This window comes from Pseudohongiella nitratireducens (assembly GCF_001642735.1).
Taxonomy (GTDB): Bacteria; Pseudomonadota; Gammaproteobacteria; order Pseudomonadales; family Pseudohongiellaceae; genus Pseudohongiella; species Pseudohongiella nitratireducens.
On the sequence record NZ_LWHM01000001.1, the window covers coordinates 279,080 to 302,049 of the forward strand.

General features: G+C 53.2%; 21 protein-coding genes. 7 read left to right on the forward strand and 14 right to left on the reverse strand.

The window, feature by feature from the left end:
* Genes PSCS_RS01205 through PSCS_RS01225 form a run of 5 tightly spaced genes read right to left on the reverse strand, consistent with a single transcriptional unit; the run spans position 1 to position 6,200 of the window.
* Positions 1–963, reverse strand: a complete 963-nt coding sequence (locus tag PSCS_RS01205; RefSeq protein WP_068809952.1) for an ABC transporter ATP-binding protein — start codon at positions 961–963, stop codon at positions 1–3.
* Positions 960–2,024: an ABC transporter ATP-binding protein gene (locus tag PSCS_RS01210; RefSeq protein ID WP_068809953.1), complete on the reverse strand. Its 1,065-nt coding sequence runs from the start codon at positions 2,022–2,024 to the stop codon at positions 960–962. Before PSCS_RS01210 ends, PSCS_RS01205 begins: the two co-directional genes overlap by 4 nt.
* Positions 2,021–3,421: an ABC transporter permease gene (locus PSCS_RS01215; RefSeq protein ID WP_068809954.1), complete on the reverse strand. Its 1,401-nt coding sequence runs from the start codon at positions 3,419–3,421 to the stop codon at positions 2,021–2,023. The genes PSCS_RS01210 and PSCS_RS01215 overlap by 4 nt, the downstream gene beginning before the upstream one ends.
* 19 nt (positions 3,422–3,440) lie before the next feature.
* Positions 3,441–4,373, reverse strand: a complete 933-nt coding sequence (locus tag PSCS_RS01220) for an ABC transporter permease (protein WP_068809955.1) — start codon at positions 4,371–4,373, stop codon at positions 3,441–3,443.
* Between the two features lie 6 nt (positions 4,374–4,379).
* The gene (locus PSCS_RS01225; RefSeq protein WP_068809956.1) at positions 4,380–6,200 is read right to left on the reverse strand and encodes a peptide ABC transporter substrate-binding protein; all 1,821 of its coding nucleotides are present in this window, start codon (positions 6,198–6,200) and stop codon (positions 4,380–4,382) included.
* Positions 6,201–6,465: 265 nt separating this feature from the next.
* On the opposite strand from PSCS_RS01225, the gene PSCS_RS01230 reads away from it, so the two are divergent.
* Both PSCS_RS01230 and PSCS_RS01235 read left to right on the forward strand, forming a co-directional pair.
* A complete protein-coding gene (locus tag PSCS_RS01230; protein WP_068809957.1) occupies positions 6,466–7,311 on the forward strand; it encodes a mechanosensitive ion channel family protein in 846 nt (281 codons plus the stop codon).
* A gap of 181 nt (positions 7,312–7,492) precedes the next feature.
* The gene (locus PSCS_RS01235; protein ID WP_068809958.1) at positions 7,493–8,560 is read left to right on the forward strand and encodes a hypothetical protein; all 1,068 of its coding nucleotides are present in this window, start codon (positions 7,493–7,495) and stop codon (positions 8,558–8,560) included.
* A gap of 54 nt (positions 8,561–8,614) precedes the next feature.
* On the opposite strand, the gene PSCS_RS01240 is transcribed toward PSCS_RS01235, so the two are convergent.
* On the reverse strand, positions 8,615–8,953 hold the full coding sequence (locus PSCS_RS01240; protein WP_068809959.1) for a hypothetical protein: 339 nt from the start codon (positions 8,951–8,953) through the stop codon (positions 8,615–8,617).
* 158 nt (positions 8,954–9,111) lie between these two features.
* On the opposite strand from PSCS_RS01240, the gene PSCS_RS01245 reads away from it, so the two are divergent.
* Positions 9,112–9,342, forward strand: a complete 231-nt coding sequence (locus tag PSCS_RS01245) for a DUF1653 domain-containing protein (RefSeq protein WP_068810020.1) — start codon at positions 9,112–9,114, stop codon at positions 9,340–9,342.
* On the opposite strand, the gene trhO is transcribed toward PSCS_RS01245, so the two are convergent.
* From trhO to PSCS_RS01265, 4 genes are all read right to left on the reverse strand, one after another.
* On the reverse strand, positions 9,324–10,334 hold the full coding sequence (gene trhO, locus PSCS_RS01250; RefSeq protein WP_068809960.1) for an oxygen-dependent tRNA uridine(34) hydroxylase TrhO: 1,011 nt from the start codon (positions 10,332–10,334) through the stop codon (positions 9,324–9,326). The two genes, PSCS_RS01245 and trhO, sit on opposite strands and share 19 nt — an antisense overlap.
* Positions 10,335–10,395: 61 nt before the next feature.
* Positions 10,396–12,213: a DNA helicase RecQ gene (recQ, locus tag PSCS_RS01255; protein WP_068809961.1), complete on the reverse strand. Its 1,818-nt coding sequence runs from the start codon at positions 12,211–12,213 to the stop codon at positions 10,396–10,398.
* Between the two features lie 6 nt (positions 12,214–12,219).
* On the reverse strand, positions 12,220–13,086 hold the full coding sequence (locus tag PSCS_RS01260) for a DUF3014 domain-containing protein (protein ID WP_068809962.1): 867 nt from the start codon (positions 13,084–13,086) through the stop codon (positions 12,220–12,222).
* A gap of 103 nt (positions 13,087–13,189) precedes the next feature.
* Complete coding sequence (locus tag PSCS_RS01265; protein ID WP_157885582.1) at positions 13,190–14,191, reverse strand: hypothetical protein; 1,002 nt, start codon at positions 14,189–14,191, stop codon at positions 13,190–13,192.
* Positions 14,192–14,492: 301 nt separating this feature from the next.
* Here PSCS_RS01265 and PSCS_RS01270 point away from each other — a divergent pair, with 301 nt between their 5' ends.
* Together PSCS_RS01270 and PSCS_RS01275 are read left to right on the forward strand one after the other, a co-directional pair.
* Entirely contained in the window at positions 14,493–15,308 is an 816-nt protein-coding gene (locus PSCS_RS01270) for a UDP-2,3-diacylglucosamine diphosphatase (protein ID WP_068809964.1), read from the forward strand.
* A 74-nt stretch (positions 15,309–15,382) separates the two neighbouring features.
* Entirely contained in the window at positions 15,383–16,810 is a 1,428-nt protein-coding gene (locus tag PSCS_RS01275) for an aldehyde dehydrogenase family protein (RefSeq protein WP_068809965.1), read from the forward strand.
* A 436-nt stretch (positions 16,811–17,246) separates the two neighbouring features.
* Here the strand turns inward: PSCS_RS01275 and PSCS_RS01285 are convergent, their stop codons facing one another.
* Together PSCS_RS01285 and PSCS_RS01290 are read right to left on the reverse strand one after the other, a co-directional pair.
* Positions 17,247–17,735, reverse strand: coding sequence for an FKBP-type peptidyl-prolyl cis-trans isomerase (locus tag PSCS_RS01285; protein ID WP_068809967.1), 489 nt, complete (start codon positions 17,733–17,735; stop codon positions 17,247–17,249).
* An 84-nt stretch (positions 17,736–17,819) separates the two neighbouring features.
* The gene (locus tag PSCS_RS01290; RefSeq protein ID WP_068809968.1) at positions 17,820–18,626 is read right to left on the reverse strand and encodes an SDR family oxidoreductase; all 807 of its coding nucleotides are present in this window, start codon (positions 18,624–18,626) and stop codon (positions 17,820–17,822) included.
* Positions 18,627–18,812: 186 nt separating this feature from the next.
* Between PSCS_RS01290 and PSCS_RS01295 the strand changes: the two genes are divergently transcribed.
* Both PSCS_RS01295 and PSCS_RS01300 read left to right on the forward strand, forming a co-directional pair.
* Complete coding sequence (locus PSCS_RS01295) at positions 18,813–20,939, forward strand: TonB-dependent receptor (protein WP_158662880.1); 2,127 nt, start codon at positions 18,813–18,815, stop codon at positions 20,937–20,939.
* Positions 20,940–21,005: 66 nt separating this feature from the next.
* Positions 21,006–21,668, forward strand: coding sequence for a CoA pyrophosphatase (locus PSCS_RS01300; RefSeq protein WP_068809969.1), 663 nt, complete (start codon positions 21,006–21,008; stop codon positions 21,666–21,668).
* A gap of 18 nt (positions 21,669–21,686) precedes the next feature.
* On the opposite strand, the gene PSCS_RS01305 is transcribed toward PSCS_RS01300, so the two are convergent.
* The gene (locus PSCS_RS01305) at positions 21,687–22,433 is read right to left on the reverse strand and encodes a dienelactone hydrolase family protein (RefSeq protein WP_082866677.1); all 747 of its coding nucleotides are present in this window, start codon (positions 22,431–22,433) and stop codon (positions 21,687–21,689) included.
* A gap of 45 nt (positions 22,434–22,478) precedes the next feature.
* On the reverse strand, positions 22,479–22,958 hold the full coding sequence (locus PSCS_RS01310; protein ID WP_068809970.1) for a peroxiredoxin: 480 nt from the start codon (positions 22,956–22,958) through the stop codon (positions 22,479–22,481).
* Positions 22,959–22,970: the final 12 nt, after the last annotated feature.

The window sequence follows — 22,970 nt, forward strand, 5'->3', positions numbered from 1 at the left end:
TTACTCCGGTTGATACAAATGACAGGCAACCAGGCGGTCTTCATCGACCAGGGGGAGTAGTTGCGGTGTCACTTCCCGGCAAACAGGCATCACTTTGGGGCATCGGCCAGCAAAACGACAACCTGTTGGCACATTTACCGGAGATGGTATCTCACCTTGGATGGTGGTTGAAGCCCGTTGTTTCTCTAATTCCGGATCCGGCTCCGGATTTGAGGCTGTCAGCACCTGAGTATAGGGGTGTTTAGGCGAGAAATATACATCGCTCGCCGGCCCGATCTCGACCAGCGCCCCCAGGTACATGACGGCCATGCGATCACTGATATAGCGCACCATGGACAGGTCATGAGCAATAAACAGCATGGTCAAACCCATGGACTGCTTCAGGTTATTCAGTAGATTGACGACTTGAGCCTGAACGGAGACGTCCAGCGCCGAAATCGGTTCGTCACAAACCACAAATTCCGGCTCCATGATCAGGGCACGGGCGATCCCGATGCGCTGCCGTTGCCCCCCCGAGAATTCATGGGGATAACGCGACGCATGCCCTGCCGATAAGCCAACCCTGTCCAGCCATTCAGCAACGCGCTGCTGTTTCTGGCTATTGCTGAGTTTACGACCACGTAACCCTTCGGCGATGATCTCACCGACAGTCATGCGCGGGTTCAGTGACGAATACGGATCCTGAAAGATCATCTGCATCCGCGACGCCAGTCGCTGAAAATCAGCGGCCTTGTACCGCTGAGGCAAAGCCTGCCCCCCATAATAAACGGTACCCGCAGACTTATCATGCAGGCCCAGCAGCGCCTTGCCCAAGGTGGATTTGCCAGAGCCGCTTTCACCCACCAGCCCCAGCGTTTCACCTTCGGCAATCTCCAGGCTAATGCCATCAACCGCATGCACACGCTGCCCGCGCCCAAGGTCAAAATATTTGCGTAAATCATCAAGCTTGACCAGTGCTGTCATGGCGACACCTCCTGGTCTGCCGTATCTGAAACTGGCTTCGACACGCCCTGACTTTCAGCACGGTGCAGCCCCTCAACTTCACGCGGCTGACGCGGATGTTGCAGCCAGCAACGGGACGTGTGGGTATCACTTAAGCGGAAAGACGCGGGGTCGTCAGTCTGGCACACCTGCATATGCCAGGGGCATCGCGCGCAGTAAGCGCAACCTTGCGGAGGCGAGAACAGGTCCGGTGGACTACCGGGAATAGGTTCCAGCACGTGGTTCTCATCGGACTCGGCACTGGGCATGGCCTGCTTCAAGCCCAGTGTATAGGGGTGCGCTGATTCGTAGAACAGTTCGTTAACGGTAGCCGCTTCAACAATTTGCCCCGCATACATGACCGCGACCTTGTCTGCCATACGAGCCACAACCGCCAGGTCATGAGTGATCAGTATGATCGCCATGCCTGTCTCTTTCTGAATATCTTGTAGCAGATCCAGGATTTGCGCCTGAATGGTGACATCCAGCGCCGTGGTGGGTTCATCTGCAATCAATACCGCAGGTTTGCAGGCAACCGCCATGGCAATCATGACTCGCTGCAACATACCGCCGGAAAATTCAAAGGGGTATTGCGCGGCTCGTTTAGGTGCTTCAGGTATTTTTACCAGCTCCAGCAACTCAATCGCTCGCTTCCAGGCTTCTTTGGGCGAATAATCGCGGTGCACTTTCAGGGTTTCGGCGATCTGGTCCCCAATCCGCATGGTTGGATTCAGTGAAGACATCGGGTCCTGAAAAATCATGCCGATTTCGTCACCACAAATAGTCCGTCCATCCATTTCCAGACGGCCCAGAAAGTCCTGCCCCCGCAGTTTGGCACTGCCTTGGGTAATGCGACCGGGGGGCATGGGAATCAGCCCCATCACTGCCTGCATGGTTACCGATTTACCACTGCCTGACTCACCCACAATGGCCAGCGTTTGTCCGGCTTCAACATCAAAACTCACACCACGGACCGCTTTGACGATACCGCCATAAGTGGCAAATTCCACGTGCAGATTCTCGACACTGAGTAATGCTGTCATTCTGCACTCCTCATTTTCGCATCCAGCGCATCGCGCAACCCGTCACCCAGCAGGTTAAAAGCCAGCACGGTAATACTGATCATGGCTGCCGGAAAGACCAGTTCATGCGGATGCGTCAGCATATTCTTCAGACCTTCGTTACACATACTGCCCCAGGATGCCGTGGGCGGCGCAACACCCATGCCAATAAATGACAGGAAAGCTTCGGTAAAAATGGCGGAAGGTACTGCAAAGGTCAGAGTAACCAGAATCACACCCAGGGTGTTGGGAATCATGTGACGCAAAATCAGGTAATGATGGGACGCTCCCAACAGTTTGGCGGCACTGACATAGGCTTCCTCGCGAATCTGCAGGATTTGCCCGCGCACCAGACGGGCGGTCGCAGGCCATAACAGCACCACGAGAGCAATCAACATCGGCACAATACCGCTCTCTCCCGGCCCGATACCGAATACCACCTGAAAGAGAATCATAAACAGCAGGAAAGGCAGCGCTACCACGAAGTCTGCAAAGCGCATCATTACCTGGTCAGCCTTGCCGCCCAAAAAGCCTGCGCTGGCGCCATATACCACACCAATCACAACATAGAGCAGTGGCGCCAGCAAACCAATAAAGAGGGACACTCGTGCCCCGGCCATTAACCTCGCCAACATATCCCGACCCAGGTAGTCAGTGCCCAGCGGGTGCCAGGGCATCATGACCTCATCACCTACGGCCAGACTCTCACCGGCGCCAACCAACCCTCGGTTGCGCGCTTCCACTGCCGTGATCACACGACCCACGTTGACTTCAACTGTCTCAAACTGATCGGTTGGCTGCCCTAACTCGTCCAGGACCACCACGGCGTAATAATAGTCCCGGGCGCGTAAGTCCAGACGATCCTCATACCAGTAAACATTGTCCCGAGTGATATCTGCCAGCGGAATACCCAATGCTTGCGGGTCCTCAATGGGATAGTTGTTGCGATAAACACGATAATTGTCGGCACCGGGCATGGGATCCCAGAGCAGGCGCACCCGTAGTGTTGTGGGCTCTGCCGCCAACCGTAAACCGCTGCCACCCGCAAAGTCTGGTTCTACCTGGCCATTCACCCAGGGCTCATAAGCTTCTGCCACCAATGCACTGCGGTCAGCGCCAGGTGCAATACTGATCTGATCCACATCCTGAAGTGCCGGGTCAACACGCCAGATCATTGGTCCGATGAAGGTAAACAGCAGCAAACCAATCACCAGATACAAGGAGACCAGTGCCCGCCTGTTCGCTTTCAGTCGGATCCAGGCATCCTGCCAGTACGAGCGCGACGGGCGGACCAGCAGTGGCGTCGTGGACTGCTCACCCAGTGGCTCGAAGTCGGAATCTCTTAACGTGCGGTGCACGCCATCATTATATTGACTCATAAGTTAATCTGTCTGTTGCTCATTGCAGCCGAACCCGTGGGTCTACCCAGCTATAAACCAGATCCACCAGGATCACCATAAATACCAGAAAAGCCCCATAAAAGACGGTTGTGCCCATGATCACGGTATAATCCAGCTGCTGCACCGCCTGAACAAAATAGCGACCCAGCCCGGGGATGGCGAACACCAGTTCAACCACAAAACCACCCGTAGTGATGGCAGCAATCGCAGGACCTAATACAGTAATCACTGGCAGCACGGCATTGCGTAACTGGTGGTGGGTAAAGATGCGGGACATGGGCAGCCCCTTTGCTTTCGCGGTACGGATGTAATCAGCACTCATGACTTCCAGCATGGAAGAGCGCATCAAACGTGTCATATAGGCCATGGTGCCAAGGCCCAGCACCAGCGCCGGCAGCAGCATATGCGACACCGTACCCCAGCCAGCAACTGGCAGCAGCGTCCGGCCTGCCGCGGAGTTTAGTCCTACCAGCCCAAGCTGCCCTAACGCAGCAAACACAAAGCTGGGCACCGATATGCCCAGGATAACCAGAAACATAATGATGTAGTCAGGCAGACGATTCCGGTACAGGGCTGTTAACGCCCCCCACAGTACGCCGCCAAGAGCAGCAATCATTACCGCAAGAATACCTAAGGTGGCAGAGACAGGGAAATGTTCACGTATGATGTCGTTCACTTCCCGGTTCTGCTGGGTATAACTGATACCAAAATCACCACGCAGCATATTGCCCAGGAAGATGACATATTGTTCGCCCAGTGGCCTGTCCAGGCCATATCGGGCTTCCAGGTTGGCTCGAATGGCTTCAGTTGACGCCCGCTCACCTGAAAGAGGGTCTCCCGGCACGCTGTGCATGCCGAAAAAAGTGGCAGTAGCAATGAACCAGACGGTGATAATCCCCTGCAACACACGTTTTAGCGTATAGGCCCACATATCCCGTTATTCTCCGCCCTGCTGATTATCATTATCACCACCAGACCTGTCGTCCCGGGCCCCATCGATCCAGGCATAGGTGAAGTCCGTTTCTGCCCCGATTACCCGTCTCAGCATACCCTTCAACTCAGGGTGCGTGACATAAACATAACCGCGTTCGTAGTTGGGCATGATCACGACATCTTCGTGGATGATGCGTTGAATCTCGGCAAACGCCTGCATTCGCTCCCCGGTATCCAGTGAACTTTGCGCGATGCGAATCTGGGCATCCAGCTCAGGGTTACTGTAGCGCCCCCGGTTATTGAGATTCCAGGAGGCAAACAGGTCCGCAAAGGTGAGTGGGTCGTTGTAGTCCGGGCCCCATCCAGCCATGACCAGATCGAATTCACCACTGGTCATTTTGTCCAGCCGCTGCCGGAAGATCTGAGCATCGATAACAACATCAATACCCAGGTTGCGTTGAAACACCTCCTGATAATACTCGGCCTGCATACGGGCATTCGGCGAGTCACCAGTCAACAATGCCAGCGGTGGCAGTTCCTCAAGCTCCATCTCATCCAGGGCCTTTTGCAAATATTCTCTGGCCAGCTCAATATTGCGTTCATAAACAGGCGCCGGATGCTCCTGCCGGAATGGACGTTCTTTCCCCTGAAGCCAGACCGGAAAGAGGCTTTCTCCGGGCAAATAACCCGGCAGTTTGATAACCCGGTTCACCAGTTCACCCGGGTCCTGGGCCAGCGTCAGCGCCATGCGCAAATTCTTGTTGGTGGTCAGCCGACCGTCCCGATGATTGAACTCGATATACCAGACGGTTCCCTCCATGAAGCGATCAATCTGCCACCCCTGAAACATGGCCTCTTCCAGCATTTGCGAGCCCAGGTTGGTCATTACAATCTGCTCATCCTTAAACAGGTTGAGCAACGTATTGGGGTCGGAAGTCATGTGGGCGAAGTTGATTGCATCCAGTCGGATACGTTCTTTGTCCCAGTAATACGGGTTTTTAACCAGGCGCATGCTGGCCCCGTGTACCCAGCTTTCAATCATGAAGGGACCGTTATATAGCAGCTCATCAGCATCCGCCCCGTAACGTCCGTTGGTCTGCTCATAGAATGCTTCGTTAGCCGGCATATAGGTGACAAAAGCCACCATACGGTCGAAGTAAGCGATGGGCGTCTCCAGTGTCACTTCCAACGTAAAGTCGTCAACGGCCTGCACACCAACATCATCGAGTGGCACTTCACCGTTGTTAGCGGCTTCGGCATTCAGAATGGGATAGAGAATGAAGGCGTATTGCGAGCCAGTAGAGGGGGCGAGTACGTTTTTCCAGGCGAATTCAAAATCATGTGCTGTGACCGCTTCGCCATTGCTCCAACGAGCGTTCTCGCGCAAGTGGAATGTCATGACATTGCCGTTTAACGCCCACTGCTCAGCAACACCACCAACCAGGTCACCGTGTTCGTCATAACGCAGCAACCCTTCCATCACATGGTTCAGTACCTGGCCACTGATGGAATCTGTCGATCGCATACTGTTCATTTGCGGGGGTTCATCACGTAGATGAGATGTAATTTCGTTGTTTTCGTAATCAATAGCAGAACTGGATACGGTCGACTGGCTACTGGTTAATCCGGCCAGAGCATCCAGCAGAAACATGGTAACCAACAAACCCACTACCGCCACAATGGCAAATGTCAGCAACTGTTTCCCTGCTGCACTGATCAGATTCTGACCCTGAGCACTGTTGTCGCCGGGAACCTTGTCCGCTTCCACTGCTGGCTCTGATTCTATAGGGGCACTGGATTGGCGATAATTGGGTTCCTGTTGCATGACTGTCTCGTTAGCTCGCTATTTAAGGCGTACATCAAACTGATAATCAACGTCGATTTGGCTGACTGTTTTAGCTAGCCGGATTTTAGTTGACCTGGCTTTGGTTGACCCGCTTTTTGGCTGCTTTATACTTCAATAGCTTCACGCAAGGCTGCTGAGGCTATTTACAAAAAGGATACCTTAGGCATTCAGTTGAGTCGATAGCCAGGCAACAAATAATGAACACATTCATGTAACACCCACAAACCACTATCAAGGCAGCGTTTTGAGCGAAGAAATCGAACAAGTGGCAGAGATCTACCAACTGGTAACCACCTTCCTGGTGACCTATAGCTTCCAGATAGTCGGCGCAATCATCATTCTTTTGATTGGCCTGCTCATCGCCAGAAAAGTTCATAATCTGATATTGGCTCTATGCCAAAAGAAAGGCCTGGACATCACGCTCAGCCGGTTCATTGCCAGCGCGATCCGGCTACTGGTGGTGGCCATGGTTGGCATCATTGCCCTGAACAAGGTAGGGATCAGTGTCACCCCATTGATTGCAGCGATCGGCGCCATCGGTTTAGGTGCCGGCCTGGCCGTTCAAGGCCTGTTATCCAACTACGGCGCTGGTCTCAACATTATCCTTGCCAGACCTTTTGTCATCGGCGATACGATCCATGTTGAAGGGGTAAAGGGCATTGTGGAAGAAATCCACCTGGCCTACACCATGCTTTCAGACGAAGATGGCGTGAGTATCATGATCCCCAACAAACATATCATCGGCGAGGTTATTCATAACTCGCAAAGTGATAGCCTGCAGGCCCTGAGTGTTGGCATTGCATATCACTGCGACCCTAAATCGGCCATCAAGGTCATCCAGCAGGCAGTTAGCAAACTCCCCGGACTTAGCACACAACGAGCACCATTGATCGGCATTGACGGTTTTGGCGACAGCAGCATCGATATCGGTGTGCGCCTATGGGTCAAAACTGACCGCCTGTTTGAAATCAGGTATGCCGCCAATATGGCCATTCACGAGGCCCTGGAAGAGGCTGGCATAGAGATACCTTTCCCACAGCGAGATATCCATATTTCCTCCACCGATACAGAACTGGCAGCTGAAAAGTAACTTTTCAGCTGCTTTTGTCCCAGTTTTTACCCTAAATGCGAACCACATCACAAATCGGAGGAGTTAAACTGTCTTCATGGCGATTCTGTCGTTCGCATGCACACTCTGCGCGCTTTTCACTATTTTCCGCAGGGCGCTAGCCAACCCAATTCGCAATTCAAAACAAGAAAGGATTTTTGATATGAACAAGAGAGCCTTATCTGCTGCTATCGTGATGACGATAGCAGCCGGCGCAGCATTTACTGCCCCCGATGCAATGGCTGGCGGTAATAACCATTGGTCTCAAAGCTACTCGTCTTTCTGGTCTGACAGTTCCTCAAGCTGGAATAACAATCGCAGTAGCGGCCAAAGCTGGTCATCCTGGCAGGGTAACGACCATGATCGCGATGACGATGATGACCGTCGCCATGGACACGACAAGAAAAAAGGTCGCGGGCATGAGCACCATCAAGGTGTAGGCCGCGGGCATGACCATGATGACGATGAGTGCTCGGACGACAGTGGCAGTAATGGCAAAGGCCACAAGAAGAACAAAGGACGCGGACACGATCACCACCAGGGTTACGGATATGGTCACGGCCATGACGATGACTGCCTGGATGATGACGACGATCACGATGATGATCACGACCACGATAATGATGACGATCGCGGCTGGGGTCACAAGAAGAAGAAAGGCAAGGGCCACCACGATCATGGCAACGGCCACGGTTACGGACATGATCATGACCATGACGATGACGATTGCCCCGACCACGACGATGATGACGACAACGGTGGTGACGGCGGTGACGGCGGTGACGGCGGTGACGGCGGTGACGGCGGATCAGATGGTGGCTTGGGCAACTGTGTTGCCACAACCCAAATGAGCTACAGCCTCAGCGATGATGCCGGGCTGACGGTCCAGTTCCCTTATTATTACAATGACGGCGGCGCTGACTTGCCACTATTCCCTGATGAACACCTGACTACATCATATTCAGCTGTGCTTGCAGTGGGAGCTCAGCTGCAAGCTTCATTCTATGCACCAGCAGGCCAAAACATCAGCGACGTGCAAATGAGCATGGGCGGCCAGACTTATACCTGGAATGATGAGACAGGATTCGCTGGTGCAGCCAGTGATGTGACTGTCATCACCAATACAAACCAGTCTGTACAGTTCCTGTTCGGCAGCGTTGGTGGCACTGGTAACTTCGACTTCCAGGTCACAATCTGCTCGGAAGACGGTGGTGCCATTGACCCGTCCTGATCAATATTGATCAACGCAAAAGGGCCAGCCTGGAAACAGACTGGCCCTTTTTTGTTAGCGGCGCACTCGCCGCAAGACCTGCACTTCCCCATCAGTAATTTGACGCATCAGGTCAGGTGTCTCAAACTCGATTCGGCTCTCCACTTGTTGCCCCATGGCATTCAGGCGAATATGGTCCTCGTCAATCCACTCATAATTCAGATGCAATCCCAGATCATGTACGGTAATTTCCCCGACATTATATTCCAGAGTAACAGGCTGGCCATCGAACTCGGCTCGCCAGGTTCCCTGAATCATGACCTGTTTGGAAAGCGGTGGTGACTGAGTGCTGCACGCGACCATCAATCCCAACAGGCTAGCCAGCGCCCCAACTTGCAACACCCTGTTTATCATCTGGTTTACTCCTGTAAATAGCATTCTCCATTGAGATGCCACACCTTGTCATGTTTTACCGTGAACTTCCAGTCAGGGTATTTTCGGTGCACAATGCTGCTGCATTTCATATACAGCAACAAAGGCCAGTCACTGGCCCGGACCAACGAGGTGAGAATATGGCAGGTCACGGTAGTACGCTCAAGCCTGGGAAATATGAACACTATAAAGGCAACTATTATGAAGTGATCGATGTTGCCAGGCATAGTGAAACAGGCGAGCTGTTAGTGGCTTATCGACCACTGTACGGTGAAGGAGCCCTCTGGGTTCGCCCACTGGACATGTTTACAGAGACTGTCACAGTGAACGGGCAAACCCGGCCCCGTTTTCGTTACTCTGGCGACACCTGAGACTGGCCAGCTTCAGCGCTGCGTTGCTGTGCCTTGAAGGCCAGTTTTTCCTGACGACGCCGCTCGATCACTGTCGACATCGGCTCGCCTATATGAGTCTCGCCTCGCTCTTGTGCCAGTTTGATCTGGCGCTCACGCTCGGCATAACGTCGTAACTGATCCTGGCTGTGCTGGTCGTAGCAATGCGGACAACTGATCCCGGGGCGGAAATGTGGTGAACTCTTTTCTGCTTCGGTAATCGGCATACGGCAGGCATGGCACTGATCATAAGAACCACGCTCTAACCGGTGGTTAACCGTTACCCTGTTATCAAAGACAAAACACTCGCCCTTCCATTTGGACTTGGTCTCTGGCACTTCCTCCAGGTACTTCAGGATACCGCCTTTCAGATGGTAGACCTCTTCAAAGCCCTGTTGCTTGAGAAACGCCGTTGATTTTTCGCAGCGAATACCACCCGTGCAAAACATCGCCACTTTTTTATGTTTTTTGGGATTCAGGTTGCTTTCTACGTACTCAGGGAACTCGCGGAATGCATCAGTACTCGGGTTAACAGCCCCTTCAAAAGTACCGATTTCATACTCATAGTTATTGCGGGTATCAATCAACAGAACATCAGGGTCAGAAATCAGATCATTCCATTTTTTGGCATCCACATAAGTGCCCACCACCTGGTTCGGGTCGACATCCTCAACCCCCATCGTGACAATTTCTTTCTTGAGTTTGACCTTGGTACGGTAGAACGGATTTTCTTCCGTGTAGGACTCTTTTACTTCAATTCCGTTAAATCGATCATCCTGGGCCAACCAGGACAGGACAGCATCGATCTCTTCACGAAGACCCGCGATAGTGCCATTCAGCCCTTCACGCGCCAGTAACAGCGTGCCTTTTACCTGATTATCCAGCATGACCCGGTGCAATGGGGCACGCAAATTCTCAAAGTCGTCAAGCCTGACGAAGCGGTACATGGCCGCAACTACAACCTTGTCAGTCATTCTCTTCTCCTGGTAGCTGACCGGATCGTAAATCCGGCGCACGGGTTAAGGGGGCGGGATTTTACCCTAATTCGTACTCGTGCTCATTGATTATACGCAAAAATTCCTGACCGAATTTTGACAGCTTGCCTTGTCCGACACCGTTTACTGCCAAAAGTTGCTGTTCGTTAAGCGGGCGCAGCTGCACCATATCAAGCAGGGTGGCGTCATGAAAAATGACATAGGGCGGCACATCATGCTCATCAGCCAGCTGTTTGCGACACTGGCGAAGATCTTCCCAAAGGCGCTGATCTTCCGGCAACAGATCAACCACAGCACGTTTGCGGCTGCTTGCCCGGCTGACGTCTTTCACATCTTCGCGCATCATTAATTCTTTTTCACCACGCAGGACTGGCCGTGCTTTTTCTGTCAGATAAAGCGCCCCAAACTGCTGATGGTCAGCACCAAGATAACCGCCCGCAATAAGTTGCCTGAAAACCGACTGCCATTGGCTTTTATCCAGCTCACGTCCGATGCCGAATGTTGAAACCCGGTGGTGCCCATTTGATAGTATGCGCTCACTCTCAACGCCCAGCAGAATTTCTGTCGCATAGCTGACGCCAAACCGCTGACCAGCGCGATACACTGCCGATAATGCCTTCCTGGCCGCTTCAGTGCCATCCCAGGTTGGTGGCGGCTGCAGGCAGGTGTCGCAGTTGCCACAGGCATCGGGTGCACTCTCACCAAAATAATGACGCAGCGCCTGCCGCCGACAGCTGGTGATCTCACACAACCCCAGCATGGCATCCAGGCGGATTTGCTCCTGGCGCTTGAATTGCTCATTGCCTTGTGAGCTGTCCAGCATCTGCCGTAATTTGATCACGTCCTGTAAACCATAGACCATCCAGGCTGTCGCTGCTTGCCCGTCGCGTCCGGCGCGACCGGTTTCCTGATAATAGGACTCCACGCTTTTGGGCAAATCCAGGTGCACAATGAAGCGCACATCCGGCTTATCAATTCCCATTCCAAAGGCAATCGTTGCCACGATAATGACGCCGTCTTCGCGTAAAAAGCGTTGCTGATTAAACATCCTCAGATCTGAGCTCAAACCGGCATGATAGGGCAAGGCATCAAAACCCTGCTGTTGCAGCCAGGCAGCTACCTCTTCGGTTTTCCGCCGCGACATACAGTAAATGATCCCGGCATCATCAGGGTGCTCACGTCGGATAAACGCCAGCAATTGTTGGCGCGCATTACGTTTTTGCGTAATCCGGTACTGTATGTTGGGACGGTCGAAACCAGAGACAAAATGCGGGGCATCCTGCAAACCGAGCCGGCTGGCGATTTCTTCCCGGGTCGCAACATCGGCTGTTGCTGTCAGCGCTATTCTGGGGACATGAGGAAAACGCTCCTGAAGCAAGGAAAGCGACAGGTAGTCAGAGCGAAAATCGTGCCCCCACTGCGAAACACAGTGCGCTTCATCAATAGCAAACAAGGCAATATCCAGCGACTCCAGCAGCGCCAGGGTACCACTTTGGCTGAAGCGCTCGGGCGCCAGATAAAGCAGATCCAGCTCCCCTGCACGCAATTGCTGCATGACTTGACCATAGGCTTCCGACGACAGGCTGGAGTTGATGAATCCGGCGCGCACGCCCAGCTCATCCAACGCATCGACCTGGTCTTTCATTAACGCAATCAACGGGGAAATAACAATGCCGACACCTGAGCGGACCAGGGACGGGATTTGATAGCAAAGAGACTTACCACCACCGGTAGGCATCAGCACCAGGGCATTTTGACCACTAACAACGGTATCAATAATGTCTGACTGAACACCCCGGAACTGCTCGTATCCGAACACTTTCCGCAGAACATTCAGCGAAGGTTGGATTTCGCTCATGAGGGGTCAATCAGCCTGGAGACGCTCCCGGTATGCAGGTAAACGCTGTTTGAGCCGCTGCAGGTTCTCGGGACCAATGCGAATCAACTGTTTTTGCACAGGTGGCAGGCTTTCGTAACGGTTTTCTGCATAAATGTATTGCACAGTGGGCTTGATCAACTGATAGGGCCCCTCATCTGGCGTAAACGCCATGACCTGCTCAATGGCCCTAAGCACAACCTGATCAAAATCTTCCTGAAAACCTATTTCGGCATAAGCTTCCTGGAACAAAGGCTTCATCTGTCGATACAGGGACATGACAGCGGTCGGTTCCATCTCCGTTAAGGTGCTGATCATCGGCTCGTAGCGCTGATAATTGGCAGTTGCCAACTCGTAGAAATTGTCACCCACTTCATTGACCTCAAATTCGCCGGGGACACGTCGCAACGGATACTCAAGCTGCGGCAGCTCACCTTGCGAAGCATTGTGAACAAATACGACAAACTTCCTGATCACATCGTCAGGCGCCAGCAGGCGCAGCAGACTTGCACCCAGTTCCATTTCAGCCAGGCGATTAAACAGCATGGTATCGCTTTGATTCAAGGAAGGGAGTTCAACTTCTGTCTCTGACATACTTTCGGCACCAGGCTGCTGCTCATCCACTACCTGATTATTAGCAGCTGGCGCAGGCACTTGCCTGACTGGCCGGGTTTCTTCAGCTTCTTCCTGTGCTGGCGCGACCTGGACCGGTGTTTCCACAGGACGCGGGATCGGCGTATCCAGCTCGACCGTCCGGGTTGTTTCCGGTGGTTCGAACGTCATCGCCAAGTAAATAAGAAAGCCCATCCCGATCAGGGAGAGCAGTGCAACGATTGCCAGGGTTTTATGCGCCATAGTGAGCGGTATTCTTGCACAGGGGATAGAACACGGGCAATAGAGAAACCCGGGGAATGACGACATTACCCGGCATAGCCACAATTGCGCCACAATTAGTCTTTTACCAGCTTCTCAGCCTGGCCCGGCGAACCATACGGCCTAGTTCGTTATTCATCTCACGCATTTCTTCCAGCCGTGCTGCCACTTCAGCCTCGTTATCAGCTGTAAATCCTGGATGTTCCTCACTGAAATTCTCCATCTCATCGGCCGTTTGCATTAACGCATAGCGAGCACGCTCAAGCTGGTTCACACGCTCGCGCCGCGCCGAGCGATAATAGTCCGGATTATTGACCTGCTGCTGGTAGCAGACCCGCTGAGTCCCTCCAGCGCCGTCGGTTACAAGGCGGCACACTGTCTCAGTGACAAAACGGGGCTCGTTAAGCAGCAGATCATCCAGGCGCTGGTAATCATACTGTCTTGCCATTTCTATTTCTGTCGAGGCAATAGCGTTGAGCAAATCCCACTGCTGGCTGGCATTCTGACGCTGCCGCGCCTCATCCAAAGCCCTTCGCTGCTCCTGGATCAACTCTCGGATTGCCATGATTGCCTGGGTCGACCCGGGCCGTAGCAGCAAGTTTTCCCGCGAGGCGGTAATCTGCCATCGACTATAGTCCAGTAAGGCTGCTGTGTACTCCACACTATCCGGATCATGAAGGCGCCGCTGAATCTGGAACAGCAAATGCGCCGCAGCATCGGTGCCCTCCCAGTCACGAAGTGACTGTCGTGTCGCTACCAGCGCCTTCAGGATGTCGACCTGGCTCTCATCGTAGAGGCCATAATTAAGTCGAGCCAATTGCAATGAGTCAGACAGTAATTGCTCTGCGGTTTCATGGTTGTTCAACTCCTGTTGCAGCCGGGCCAGATCCTGCTGGACTTCCAGGCGAGCGGGATCATAAGGACCCGCAGTCTGATTCAGGGTTGCCAACCTTTGCTCCAGCGCTGCCGCACTGTTCAGTAATTGCGCTCTGGCTGCGGAATCGTCAGGCTCAAGTTCCTGCGCGCTCTCTTCGTCAGAGGGCTCGCCAGCCGCATCTACTTCTGCTTCTGCTGCGTGGTTTTCCAACCCTGGCGCAATCCACAGCAAAAACACCGAGAGCAAGCAACACTGTCTGAACAAGCTTAGATACTGCTGAATATGTATACGCATACATCCAGTATACGCCAAGGCCATTACCAGGCAATCCACCCCAATCACAGCCCGTCATGTCAATATTATTGTAAGCACTTACTACCAAATATCAAAATCATTCTAATTCAGCATCTTACAGCCAATATTGTCACGTAATCGTCACAATACTTTTATCAGACTGTCAAATCCGGCCATTAAGGTATCCACTAACTTGGATACAGCTGGAGACTATCGTATGAAGTCGATCAACCCACCCCAGAAAAAGCGGTATCGATCCATCTTTATTTCCGATCTCCACCTTGGCTTCAAAGGTTGCCAGGCTGACCTGTTGATCGACTTTCTTAATAAAACAGATTCAGACTATCTCTATCTGGTTGGCGATATTTTCGACGGCTGGGAGTTAAAAAAGCGTCCCTACTGGCCTGATTCTCACCAGCAAGTAGTAAAACTGATTCTGAATAAAGCGGCCAATGGCACGCGTGTCATCTACACACCAGGCAACCATGATGAACGTGCCCGGGATTTTTGTGGGCACCAGTTTGACAGAATTGAAGTCAAACACTCAGCGGTGCATGAAACCAGCGCTGGCAAGAAAATGCTGGTGCTGCACGGTGACCAGTTCGATACCGTGGTAAAAATCTCACCAGTACTGGCTCACCTGGGCAGCACCATGTACGGTCACTTGCTATTTATGAACCGCATCGTCAATGGCGCACGGCGACTGTTCGGAAAACCGTACTGGTCACTGGCTGCACACCTGAAGCACCGGGTAAAAAACGTGGTCAGCTATATTGGCCGTTTTGAGGAAGCCGTCATTAACTCGACCCGAAGCCAGCAGCTCGATGGCGTCATTTGCGGTCACATCCACCATGCTGAAATCACCAGTTTTGGTAAAACGCTGTACTGCAATACCGGAGACTGGGTTGAGAGCTGTACCGCGCTAATCGAATCCGCTGATGGGCAGTTGCAGATTCTGCGCTGGGCAGATGCTGATGAACGCGCCACCGAAAGCGAAGAAGAACACGATAAAGCGCTCCCGGAAGCCGCCTGATCCCCTGGCAGTTGACCCTGATTTGACCCATAATCGACTGCAATCGATTTTCAGGGCATTTATAGGAGGGGAGAATGAGCGACCTGGACCTGTCATTTTATCTGAATGGGCAATGGGTTGATGCCAGCGAACGAAAGCAGCTTGCTGTCATTAACCCTGCAACGGAATCACCGCTGACCCATATCGCCATGGGCACAGCTGATGACGTCAACCTCGCGGTAAAAGCTGCCAGGGATGCGTTTCCGTCCTGGTCAACGACCAGCCGCGAAGAGCGCCTGCAGATACTGGACAAAATCATAGCTGGCATCAAAGCACGAGGCGAGGAGCTGGCTCAGGCTATCAGTCAGGAGATGGGTGCGCCGATCAGCTTTGCCCGCACTGCCCAGGTCGGCACGGGCATTGGCCATTTCGCCACCGCGCGACAAATCCTCGCTGATTTCGAATTTGCACACCTGCGCGGCAAAACCCTGGTTTGCCAGGAACCTATCGGTGTCTGTGGCTTAATTACTCCCTGGAACTGGCCACTAAATCAGGTCAGCTGCAAAGTAGCGCCGGCGCTGGCCACCGGCTGTACCATGATTCTGAAACCCAGTGAAATGTCTCCGGTAAGCGCCCGCATTTTGACTGAAATTATTCATGATGCCGGTGTCCCGGCTGGTGTCTTCAACCTGGTCAACGGCGACGGCCCTACCGTAGGTGCGGCAATGTCCTCGCACCCTGACATCGACATGATGTCTTTTACCGGCTCCACACGCGCCGGACGGGAAGTTGCCAAAGCGTCAGCTGATACGATCAAGCGCGTCAGCCAGGAACTGGGCGGCAAATCTGCCAATATCATTCTTGATGATGCCGACTTCCCTGCAGCCGTAAAAGGCGGCGTACTAGGCTGTTTCGGTAACTGTGGACAATCCTGCAACGCACCGACCCGCATGCTGGTTCCAGCATCCCGAATGGACGAAGTGATTGAAATTGCCCGCGCTGTGGCCGCCAAAGCTATCCCCGGCAATCCTGCCGATGACGCTACCCGGATTGGCCCGGTGGTCAGCCAGACTCAATACGATCGCATCCAGTCACTCATCCAGGCTGGCATAGATGAAGGCGCAACACTGGTCGCCGGCGGAACAGGCAAACCTGACGGCCTGGATACAGGGTATTTTGTCAAACCAACCGTCTTTGCTAATGTCCGCAATGATATGACCATAGCAAAGGAAGAAATATTTGGCCCGGTATTATCCATCATCGCTTACCAGGATGATGACGATGCTGTGCGTATTGCCAATGACTCGGAATATGGGCTATCGGGCTATGTGTCAGGTGAGCAGGATCATGCCCGGCAAATTGCCCGCCGCATGCGTACCGGCATGATCCACCTGAACGGCGCCAGCACAGATTTCTCTGCACCATTTGGTGGGTTCAAGCAGTCTGGCAATGGTCGGGAATGGGGCGTTGAGGGGTTCCATGAGTTTTTGGAGACCAAGGCGATCATGGGTTATGGGGGCTAGATCGGCCAGCAACGGCGCAAAATAGAGAGCGGTCAGGACATCATAGAACCGGTGGCAGACGACCACAGCACATCGGCCGACGCTCGGCGGGCGGAAACTCAGCCTGGCGGCTTCGGACAGTCCGCTCGCTCATTCGAGCTGCGGGCAGACCATCCCTTCACATACCTCAGCCGACCACTGCCTAACGCCCTTCACCCGGCAGCCGAAAACTCGCCTGACGGCTCAAACAGTTCGGCTGCGTTTTCGGGTGAAGGGCGTTAGGCAAAACGTGGTCTAACTGGCTGAGGTATGTGAAGGGATGGTCTGCCCTTGTGCCGTGTTTTGGTGCTATTAGCAACAGTGACGTTAGGCTATAAAAAAAGGCTATGAGTGTAATGACTCACAGCCTTTTTTGGTGTTCACCGCTGCTGTTGTGAGCAGCGGTAACATCTTGCTATTAATGCGCGTTGTCACCGTCGTGGACGTGGCCGTGCGCGATTTCTTCTTCACTGGCATCACGGATGCTGACGATTTCGACGTCAAAGTGCAGAGTTTTGCCTGCCATGGGGTGGTTGCCATCAACAGTGACCTGGTCGCCATTGACTTCCTTGACAGTAATCTGTTGTTGCTGACCTTCAGGGCCTTGAGCTGTGAAGCCCATACCAGGTTCGATGTTATCGACACCCTGGAACATTTCACGTGGCAGCGTCTGAATCAGCTCGGGATTGCTCTCACCGTAGGCTTGGTCAGGTGCAATTGTCGCTTTAAAGGAATCACCCTGGGTTTTTCCTGCCAGCTCTTGCTCCAGACCTGGAATCAGGTTATTGGCACCATGCAGATAGACCAGAGGACCACGACCCTCAGATGTATCCATGACTTCACCTTCATCGTTAGTCAGTGTGTAGTTGATGCCAACTACTGAATTCTTGCCTATCATTAAACTCATATGCTTTTCCTGCTTTGGACAATAAAAATCACGCACACCCTAACATTTATCGTCCGCAAAGTCTCGCCAACTCCCTGCAACCCCTCAATCCCCCGAGGATTTGTATTGATCCGCGAATCGATCCTGCAACTTCCTCATGCCACCTAACCAGCGGTCATAATCGCTGGTTTTGCGCTGCATATAGGTCAGTACCTGGGGGTGCGGCAAGCATAAAAAACGTTCTTCAGAGAGGGTTTGCACCACCGTATCCGCTAATGCATCCGGTTCCAGCATGCCATCCACACCAGCCACGCCACCGCCACCGGTATTGGCTGTCATCTTGGTTCTGACTGCCTGAGGACAAAGTACGGACACTTTAATTCCCCGGCTACCGTAGGTGATAGACAGCCATTCTGCAAAACCAATAGCAGCATGTTTGGTAACCGCATATGGGGCCGAGCCTACCTGGCTGAGCAGACCGGCAGCTGAGGCCGTGTTAAGCAAATAACCTTCGCCCCGCTCCAGCATCCCGGGCAGAACAGCGCGCGCCGCATAGATATGAGACATTACATTGATGTCCCAGATTTTTCCCCAGCCTTCATCACTGACGTTCTCATCCCCGGGAATAAAAATACCGGCATTGGAACAGAACAGATCAATATGACCATGTTTGCTCTCTGCATGGGCTACCAGCGCCTGTATATCGCTCTCTTTACTAACGTCAACTGCCATCGTGGAGAGCTGACAGGTTGCCACCTCTTTGAATGCGTCAACCAGAGACGCCAGTCCTGCTTCATCAATATCTGCTGCCACAATTGCAGATGCGCCTTCACGAGCGAAGCGCTCGCACAAAGACCAGCCAATTCCACTGGCCGCCCCTGTTACCACAATGTTTTTGCCCGACAATTCCATCGTCTGCCTCCCTGTTTGTTACAATGCGAATGAAAGAAGTTTACCAGTCAATGCGTCTCCTATCTCACAAGCAAGCATAGCTATCGCGACGTATCAACAGCAAGCGGAATTCGGCCGGAATCTGTGATAAGGTTCCGGCGGTTTTAGTAAGGATCTACTTCATCAATGATCCAGGGGAGAAAACAAGTGACACAGATTAAACAGATTCCTGATCAGAATCCGTCAACCACATTCAAACTGGCATCCAGCCTGTCATTGGCAGTTGCCATTTCCGCAGCGATGGCCAGCCCGGCGATGGCTCAGCAAGGCGACACACCTGAGATTGAAGAAATCCAGGTCATTTCCACCAGTCGCCGCCCGGAGAACCTGTCCGACGTTAACGCCAGCGTGGCAATCCTCAGCGAGGAAGCATTACGCCTGGTAAACCACACTCACATCCAGGAAGCAGCCAACCGCTTACCGGGTGTGAATATCAATCGCAATAACGGTCAGGAAAGTCTGGCTTCCATCCGCTCACCTGTATTGAGCGGGGGTGGTGCCTGTGGCGCATTCCTGATGGCTGAGCAGGGTATTCCACTGCGTGCAGCCGGTTTCTGTAATGTCAACGAGCTGTTTGACTCACATTCAGAAAACGCTGAACGCATCGAAGTCATTCGAGGCCCAGGCAGTGCGTTTTATGGCTCAAATGCCGTTCACGGCATGATCAACGTGGTACTGCCACGAGCAGGTACCGGTAATGATGTCAGCCTGGAACTTGGCCCACGAGGCACACTGCGCGGCAATGCCCGCATCGGCTTCGGTGAGGACTTCAAACAGACACTGCTGGTAAACGGTATTACCGAAGAAGGTTATCGGGCTGACAGCGGTTATGACCAGCAAAAGGCAACGTGGCTTTATGAAACGACGCTGGATAATGGCGTAAACCTGGATGGCGGCATTGGCATCACCAACCTGAACCAGGAAACCGCAGGGTACGTTGTCGGCACTGACGCCTACAAAGACGACGATTTGCGCAAAACCAACCCGAATCCCGAAGCGTACCGCAACAACCGCAGCCTGCGTGCCTGGACACGTATCAGTTACACGCTGGACAGCGGCTGGGACGTGGTGCTGACACCTTATGTTCGCGATGCAGACCTGGATTTTATCCAGCACTTCCTGCCCGGCACACCGGTTGAACAGAACAAGCACCGCAGTGCAGGTATGCAGTTTGCCAGCTATAAGGACCTGGGCGAGCAACGCACCCTGTCAGTTGGTATGGACCTGGAATTTACTGAAGGTTCGCTGTTGCAACAACAGGATATGCCCACGACCGGCTCTGCATTCCTGGTCAACACCATTCCTGCTGGCAAACACTATGATTATGAAGTCGATGCTACGCAAATAGCGCCCTTCGTACAGTACGAGCAGTACTGGGACAACGGTTTCGACATCACGCTGGGCCTTCGATTTGAGCGTATTAACTACGAATACGACAACAAAATGATTGCCGGTCGCACCAAGGAAGACGGCACGCCCTGCGGCTTTGGTGGCTGTCGCTACAACCGCCCTGCCGACCGCGATGACACCTTCGGCAACCTTGCACCGAAGCTGGGCATTCGGTATCAGATCAATGATTCCCATGATGTGCAGTTCCGTGTCACCCGCGGTTATCGCGCACCTCAGGCTACAGAGCTTTACCGCCTGCAGAATGACCAGAACGTGGCTGACCTCGATGCCGTGGAAATCGATAGTGTAGAACTGGGCTTTAATGGCAACCAGGGTCGCATGTCCTATGAGGCAGTCGCCTACTTTATGGACAAGGAAAACGAGATCATCAATGACTCGGACCGTATCAACCTCAATAACATGCATACGCGACATCGCGGTTTGGAATTGAGCGGTGCCTATGAAATCAGCCAGCAGCTACAACTCAGTGGTTCTTATACACACGCCAGACATACCTATGAGAATGACCGCTTATCAGACGGGACTAACCTCAACGGGCTGGATGTTGTGTCTGCACCACGTAACTTCGGCAGCCTGCAGCTGCAATGGCAGCCAACGAGCAGCCTGCTAACGGAATTACAGTGGGTAGCCATGGGCGAGTACTTCACCAGCCCGGATAACATGCATGAATACGAAGGCCATGATGTTTTGAACCTGCGTACGCGCTGGGATGCTCGGGAAGATCTGACGCTGTCGCTTAATATACTCAACCTGACAGACACTCAGTACGCTGAACGCGCAGACTTTTCTGCCTTTGGTGGTGATCGGTACTTCCCGGGCGAACCGCTGCGCGCCTTCCTGTCTGTCGATTGGCGTTTTCGCTGATTTATGACAAAGTAACAAGGTCAGGGAGAGAATCAGACACGGTGACACTGTAAAGGATCCTGGGATATGGCAAAGGTCGCAATACATCACATGGAAGCGTACTTCCAGTTGCGGCCTAGCTCATCAGGACTGATCTCTCCGCCCGACCCATCTGACCGGAGCCTTGTGCCCGGCAAACACGTCTACGGCAAGCCTGTTCGCCAGGCTGCCGTACTCGTTCCCCTGATACACAGCCCTCGCAGCACGACATTCAATGTGCTTCTGACACTGCGGACCAAGCATTTGCGCAATCACGCCGGCCAGGTCAGTCTGCCTGGTGGTTCCATGGATGCCGATGACAAGAATGCCGTTGCCACCGCTTTGCGCGAAACCGAAGAAGAAGTCGACATCAAGCCCGGACAGGTGCGCATACTTGGCACCATGCCTTCTATCATTTTGCCTTCTGCCTATCAGGTCACACCGGTTGTAGGCGTCATCGACAGTCGAATAGCGGCACGGGCACACCCTAACCCCGATGAGGTTGCAGAGATTTTTGAGGCACCAGCTTCCCTGTTATTCAACCCCGCCAGTTACCAATTACAGACCATGCAGCTGCGTAACAAGCCGAGAAAATTCTGGGAACTGCATTACCAGCAGTTTCGTATATGGGGAGCGACAGCAGCGATACTGCATCATCTGGCGCAGGAAGTGTTTACCTTTATGGAAAGCGGAAGCAGCCAGGATCTGTAAACAGACCCTGGCTGTACTTTATGGCGCAACATCCAGCGGTGGCGTTTCAGTGAACAATTCATTAAAAAAGTTAGCCAGTGCCAGATCCGTCCGGCGGCTGGCCTGCTGGCTGTATACCGTACCGAAATCCGGGTTATTGGCCGCAGGATTGGTGAAAGCGTGCTTGGTATTGCCAAACACGTGCACTTGCCAGTCAACCCCGGCATCGGTCATTTCCTTTTGCAGATCAGCAACCTGCTCAGGCGGCGCCATCGGGTCTTCATGCCCATGCATCACCAACACCTTGGACTTGATCTTATCTTCGTGTTCAGCCCCCTGCCCGAGCAAACCGTGCACACTGGCAACACCTTTGACCAAAGCGCCTGCACGAGCCAGCTCAAGAACCGCCATACCGCCAAAGCAGTATCCCATGGCGCCAATATTGTCATCGTCCACCTGGGAGAGGCGTCTCGCAGCCTTGAAGGCTGCGAGCATCCGACGACGCAGTAATGCCCGGTCCTCTACATAGGGTGTCATCAGGGCTGCATTGCCATCCGTATCGCCGTCTTTACCGAAAACACCTTTGCCATAGATATCCAGTGCAAAGCCGACATATCCAAGCTCGGCCATCTTTTCCGCCCCGGCACAGGCATATTCCCTGCGGCCGCTCCAGTCATGTGCCACCAGCACACATGGCTGAGGTGCTTCGGCATTTTCATCGTAAGCAACATAGGCTTCCAGAACCGTATCTCCGTCCTGGTACTCCAGATATTCCGTTTTCAGCATGATTCGCTACCTCGGATAAAACTCTGCCTGATGTAAGAACGGGACTTATAGTGCTGCAAGAATCTTTTCAGCGGCGCTGACGTCAACACCCGGACCATCTTCAACAGCCAGGAATGTGACTTCGCCGTTATCAACGATCATTGCGTAACGCTGACTGCGGCTACCCATACCAAAACCGGCAGCATCCATTTCCAGGTCGACGGCTTTGGTGAACTCACCGTTACCGTCAGCCAGCATCAGGATCTCATCAGCATTCTGGCTCTTGGCCCAGGCGTCCATCACAAAAGCGTCATTGACCGCAACACAGGCAATAGTGTCCACGCCTTTGCCCTTGATCTTGTCCGCATTAACGACATAGCCCGGCAAGTGTGTAACCGTACAGCCAGGTGTAAACGCCCCGGGCACCGCAAATAACACGACTTTCTTGCCTTTAAATACGTCGTCACTGTTGATCTGCTTCGGACCTTCTTCGCCCATCACGTGCATTGCCACTGATGGTATTTTCTGACCTGCTTGAATCGCCATATCTATTACCTC

Bases quoted from the DNA above. Each gene is read 5' to 3' on its own strand.
- PSCS_RS01205 (WP_068809952.1), bottom strand. From the start codon at position 963: ATGACAGCACTGGTCAAGCTTGATGATTTACGCAAATATTTTGACCTT.
- PSCS_RS01210 (WP_068809953.1), bottom strand. From the start codon at position 2,024: ATGACAGCATTACTCAGTGTCGAGAATCTGCACGTGGAATTTGCCACT.
- PSCS_RS01215 (WP_068809954.1), bottom strand. From the start codon at position 3,421: ATGAGTCAATATAATGATGGCGTGCACCGCACGTTAAGAGATTCCGAC.
- PSCS_RS01220 (WP_068809955.1), bottom strand. From the start codon at position 4,373: ATGTGGGCCTATACGCTAAAACGTGTGTTGCAGGGGATTATCACCGTC.
- PSCS_RS01225 (WP_068809956.1), bottom strand. From the start codon at position 6,200: ATGCAACAGGAACCCAATTATCGCCAATCCAGTGCCCCTATAGAATCA.
- PSCS_RS01235 (WP_068809958.1), top strand. From the start codon at position 7,493: ATGAACAAGAGAGCCTTATCTGCTGCTATCGTGATGACGATAGCAGCC.
- PSCS_RS01240 (WP_068809959.1), bottom strand. From the start codon at position 8,953: ATGATAAACAGGGTGTTGCAAGTTGGGGCGCTGGCTAGCCTGTTGGGA.
- PSCS_RS01245 (WP_068810020.1), top strand. From the start codon at position 9,112: ATGGCAGGTCACGGTAGTACGCTCAAGCCTGGGAAATATGAACACTAT.
- trhO (WP_068809960.1), bottom strand. From the start codon at position 10,334: ATGACTGACAAGGTTGTAGTTGCGGCCATGTACCGCTTCGTCAGGCTT.
- recQ (WP_068809961.1), bottom strand. From the start codon at position 12,213: ATGAGCGAAATCCAACCTTCGCTGAATGTTCTGCGGAAAGTGTTCGGA.
- PSCS_RS01260 (WP_068809962.1), bottom strand. From the start codon at position 13,086: ATGGCGCATAAAACCCTGGCAATCGTTGCACTGCTCTCCCTGATCGGG.
- PSCS_RS01270 (WP_068809964.1), top strand. From the start codon at position 14,493: ATGAAGTCGATCAACCCACCCCAGAAAAAGCGGTATCGATCCATCTTT.
- PSCS_RS01275 (WP_068809965.1), top strand. From the start codon at position 15,383: ATGAGCGACCTGGACCTGTCATTTTATCTGAATGGGCAATGGGTTGAT.
- PSCS_RS01285 (WP_068809967.1), bottom strand. From the start codon at position 17,735: ATGAGTTTAATGATAGGCAAGAATTCAGTAGTTGGCATCAACTACACA.
- PSCS_RS01290 (WP_068809968.1), bottom strand. From the start codon at position 18,626: ATGGAATTGTCGGGCAAAAACATTGTGGTAACAGGGGCGGCCAGTGGA.
- PSCS_RS01300 (WP_068809969.1), top strand. From the start codon at position 21,006: ATGGCAAAGGTCGCAATACATCACATGGAAGCGTACTTCCAGTTGCGG.
- PSCS_RS01305 (WP_082866677.1), bottom strand. From the start codon at position 22,433: ATGCTGAAAACGGAATATCTGGAGTACCAGGACGGAGATACGGTTCTG.
- PSCS_RS01310 (WP_068809970.1), bottom strand. From the start codon at position 22,958: ATGGCGATTCAAGCAGGTCAGAAAATACCATCAGTGGCAATGCACGTG.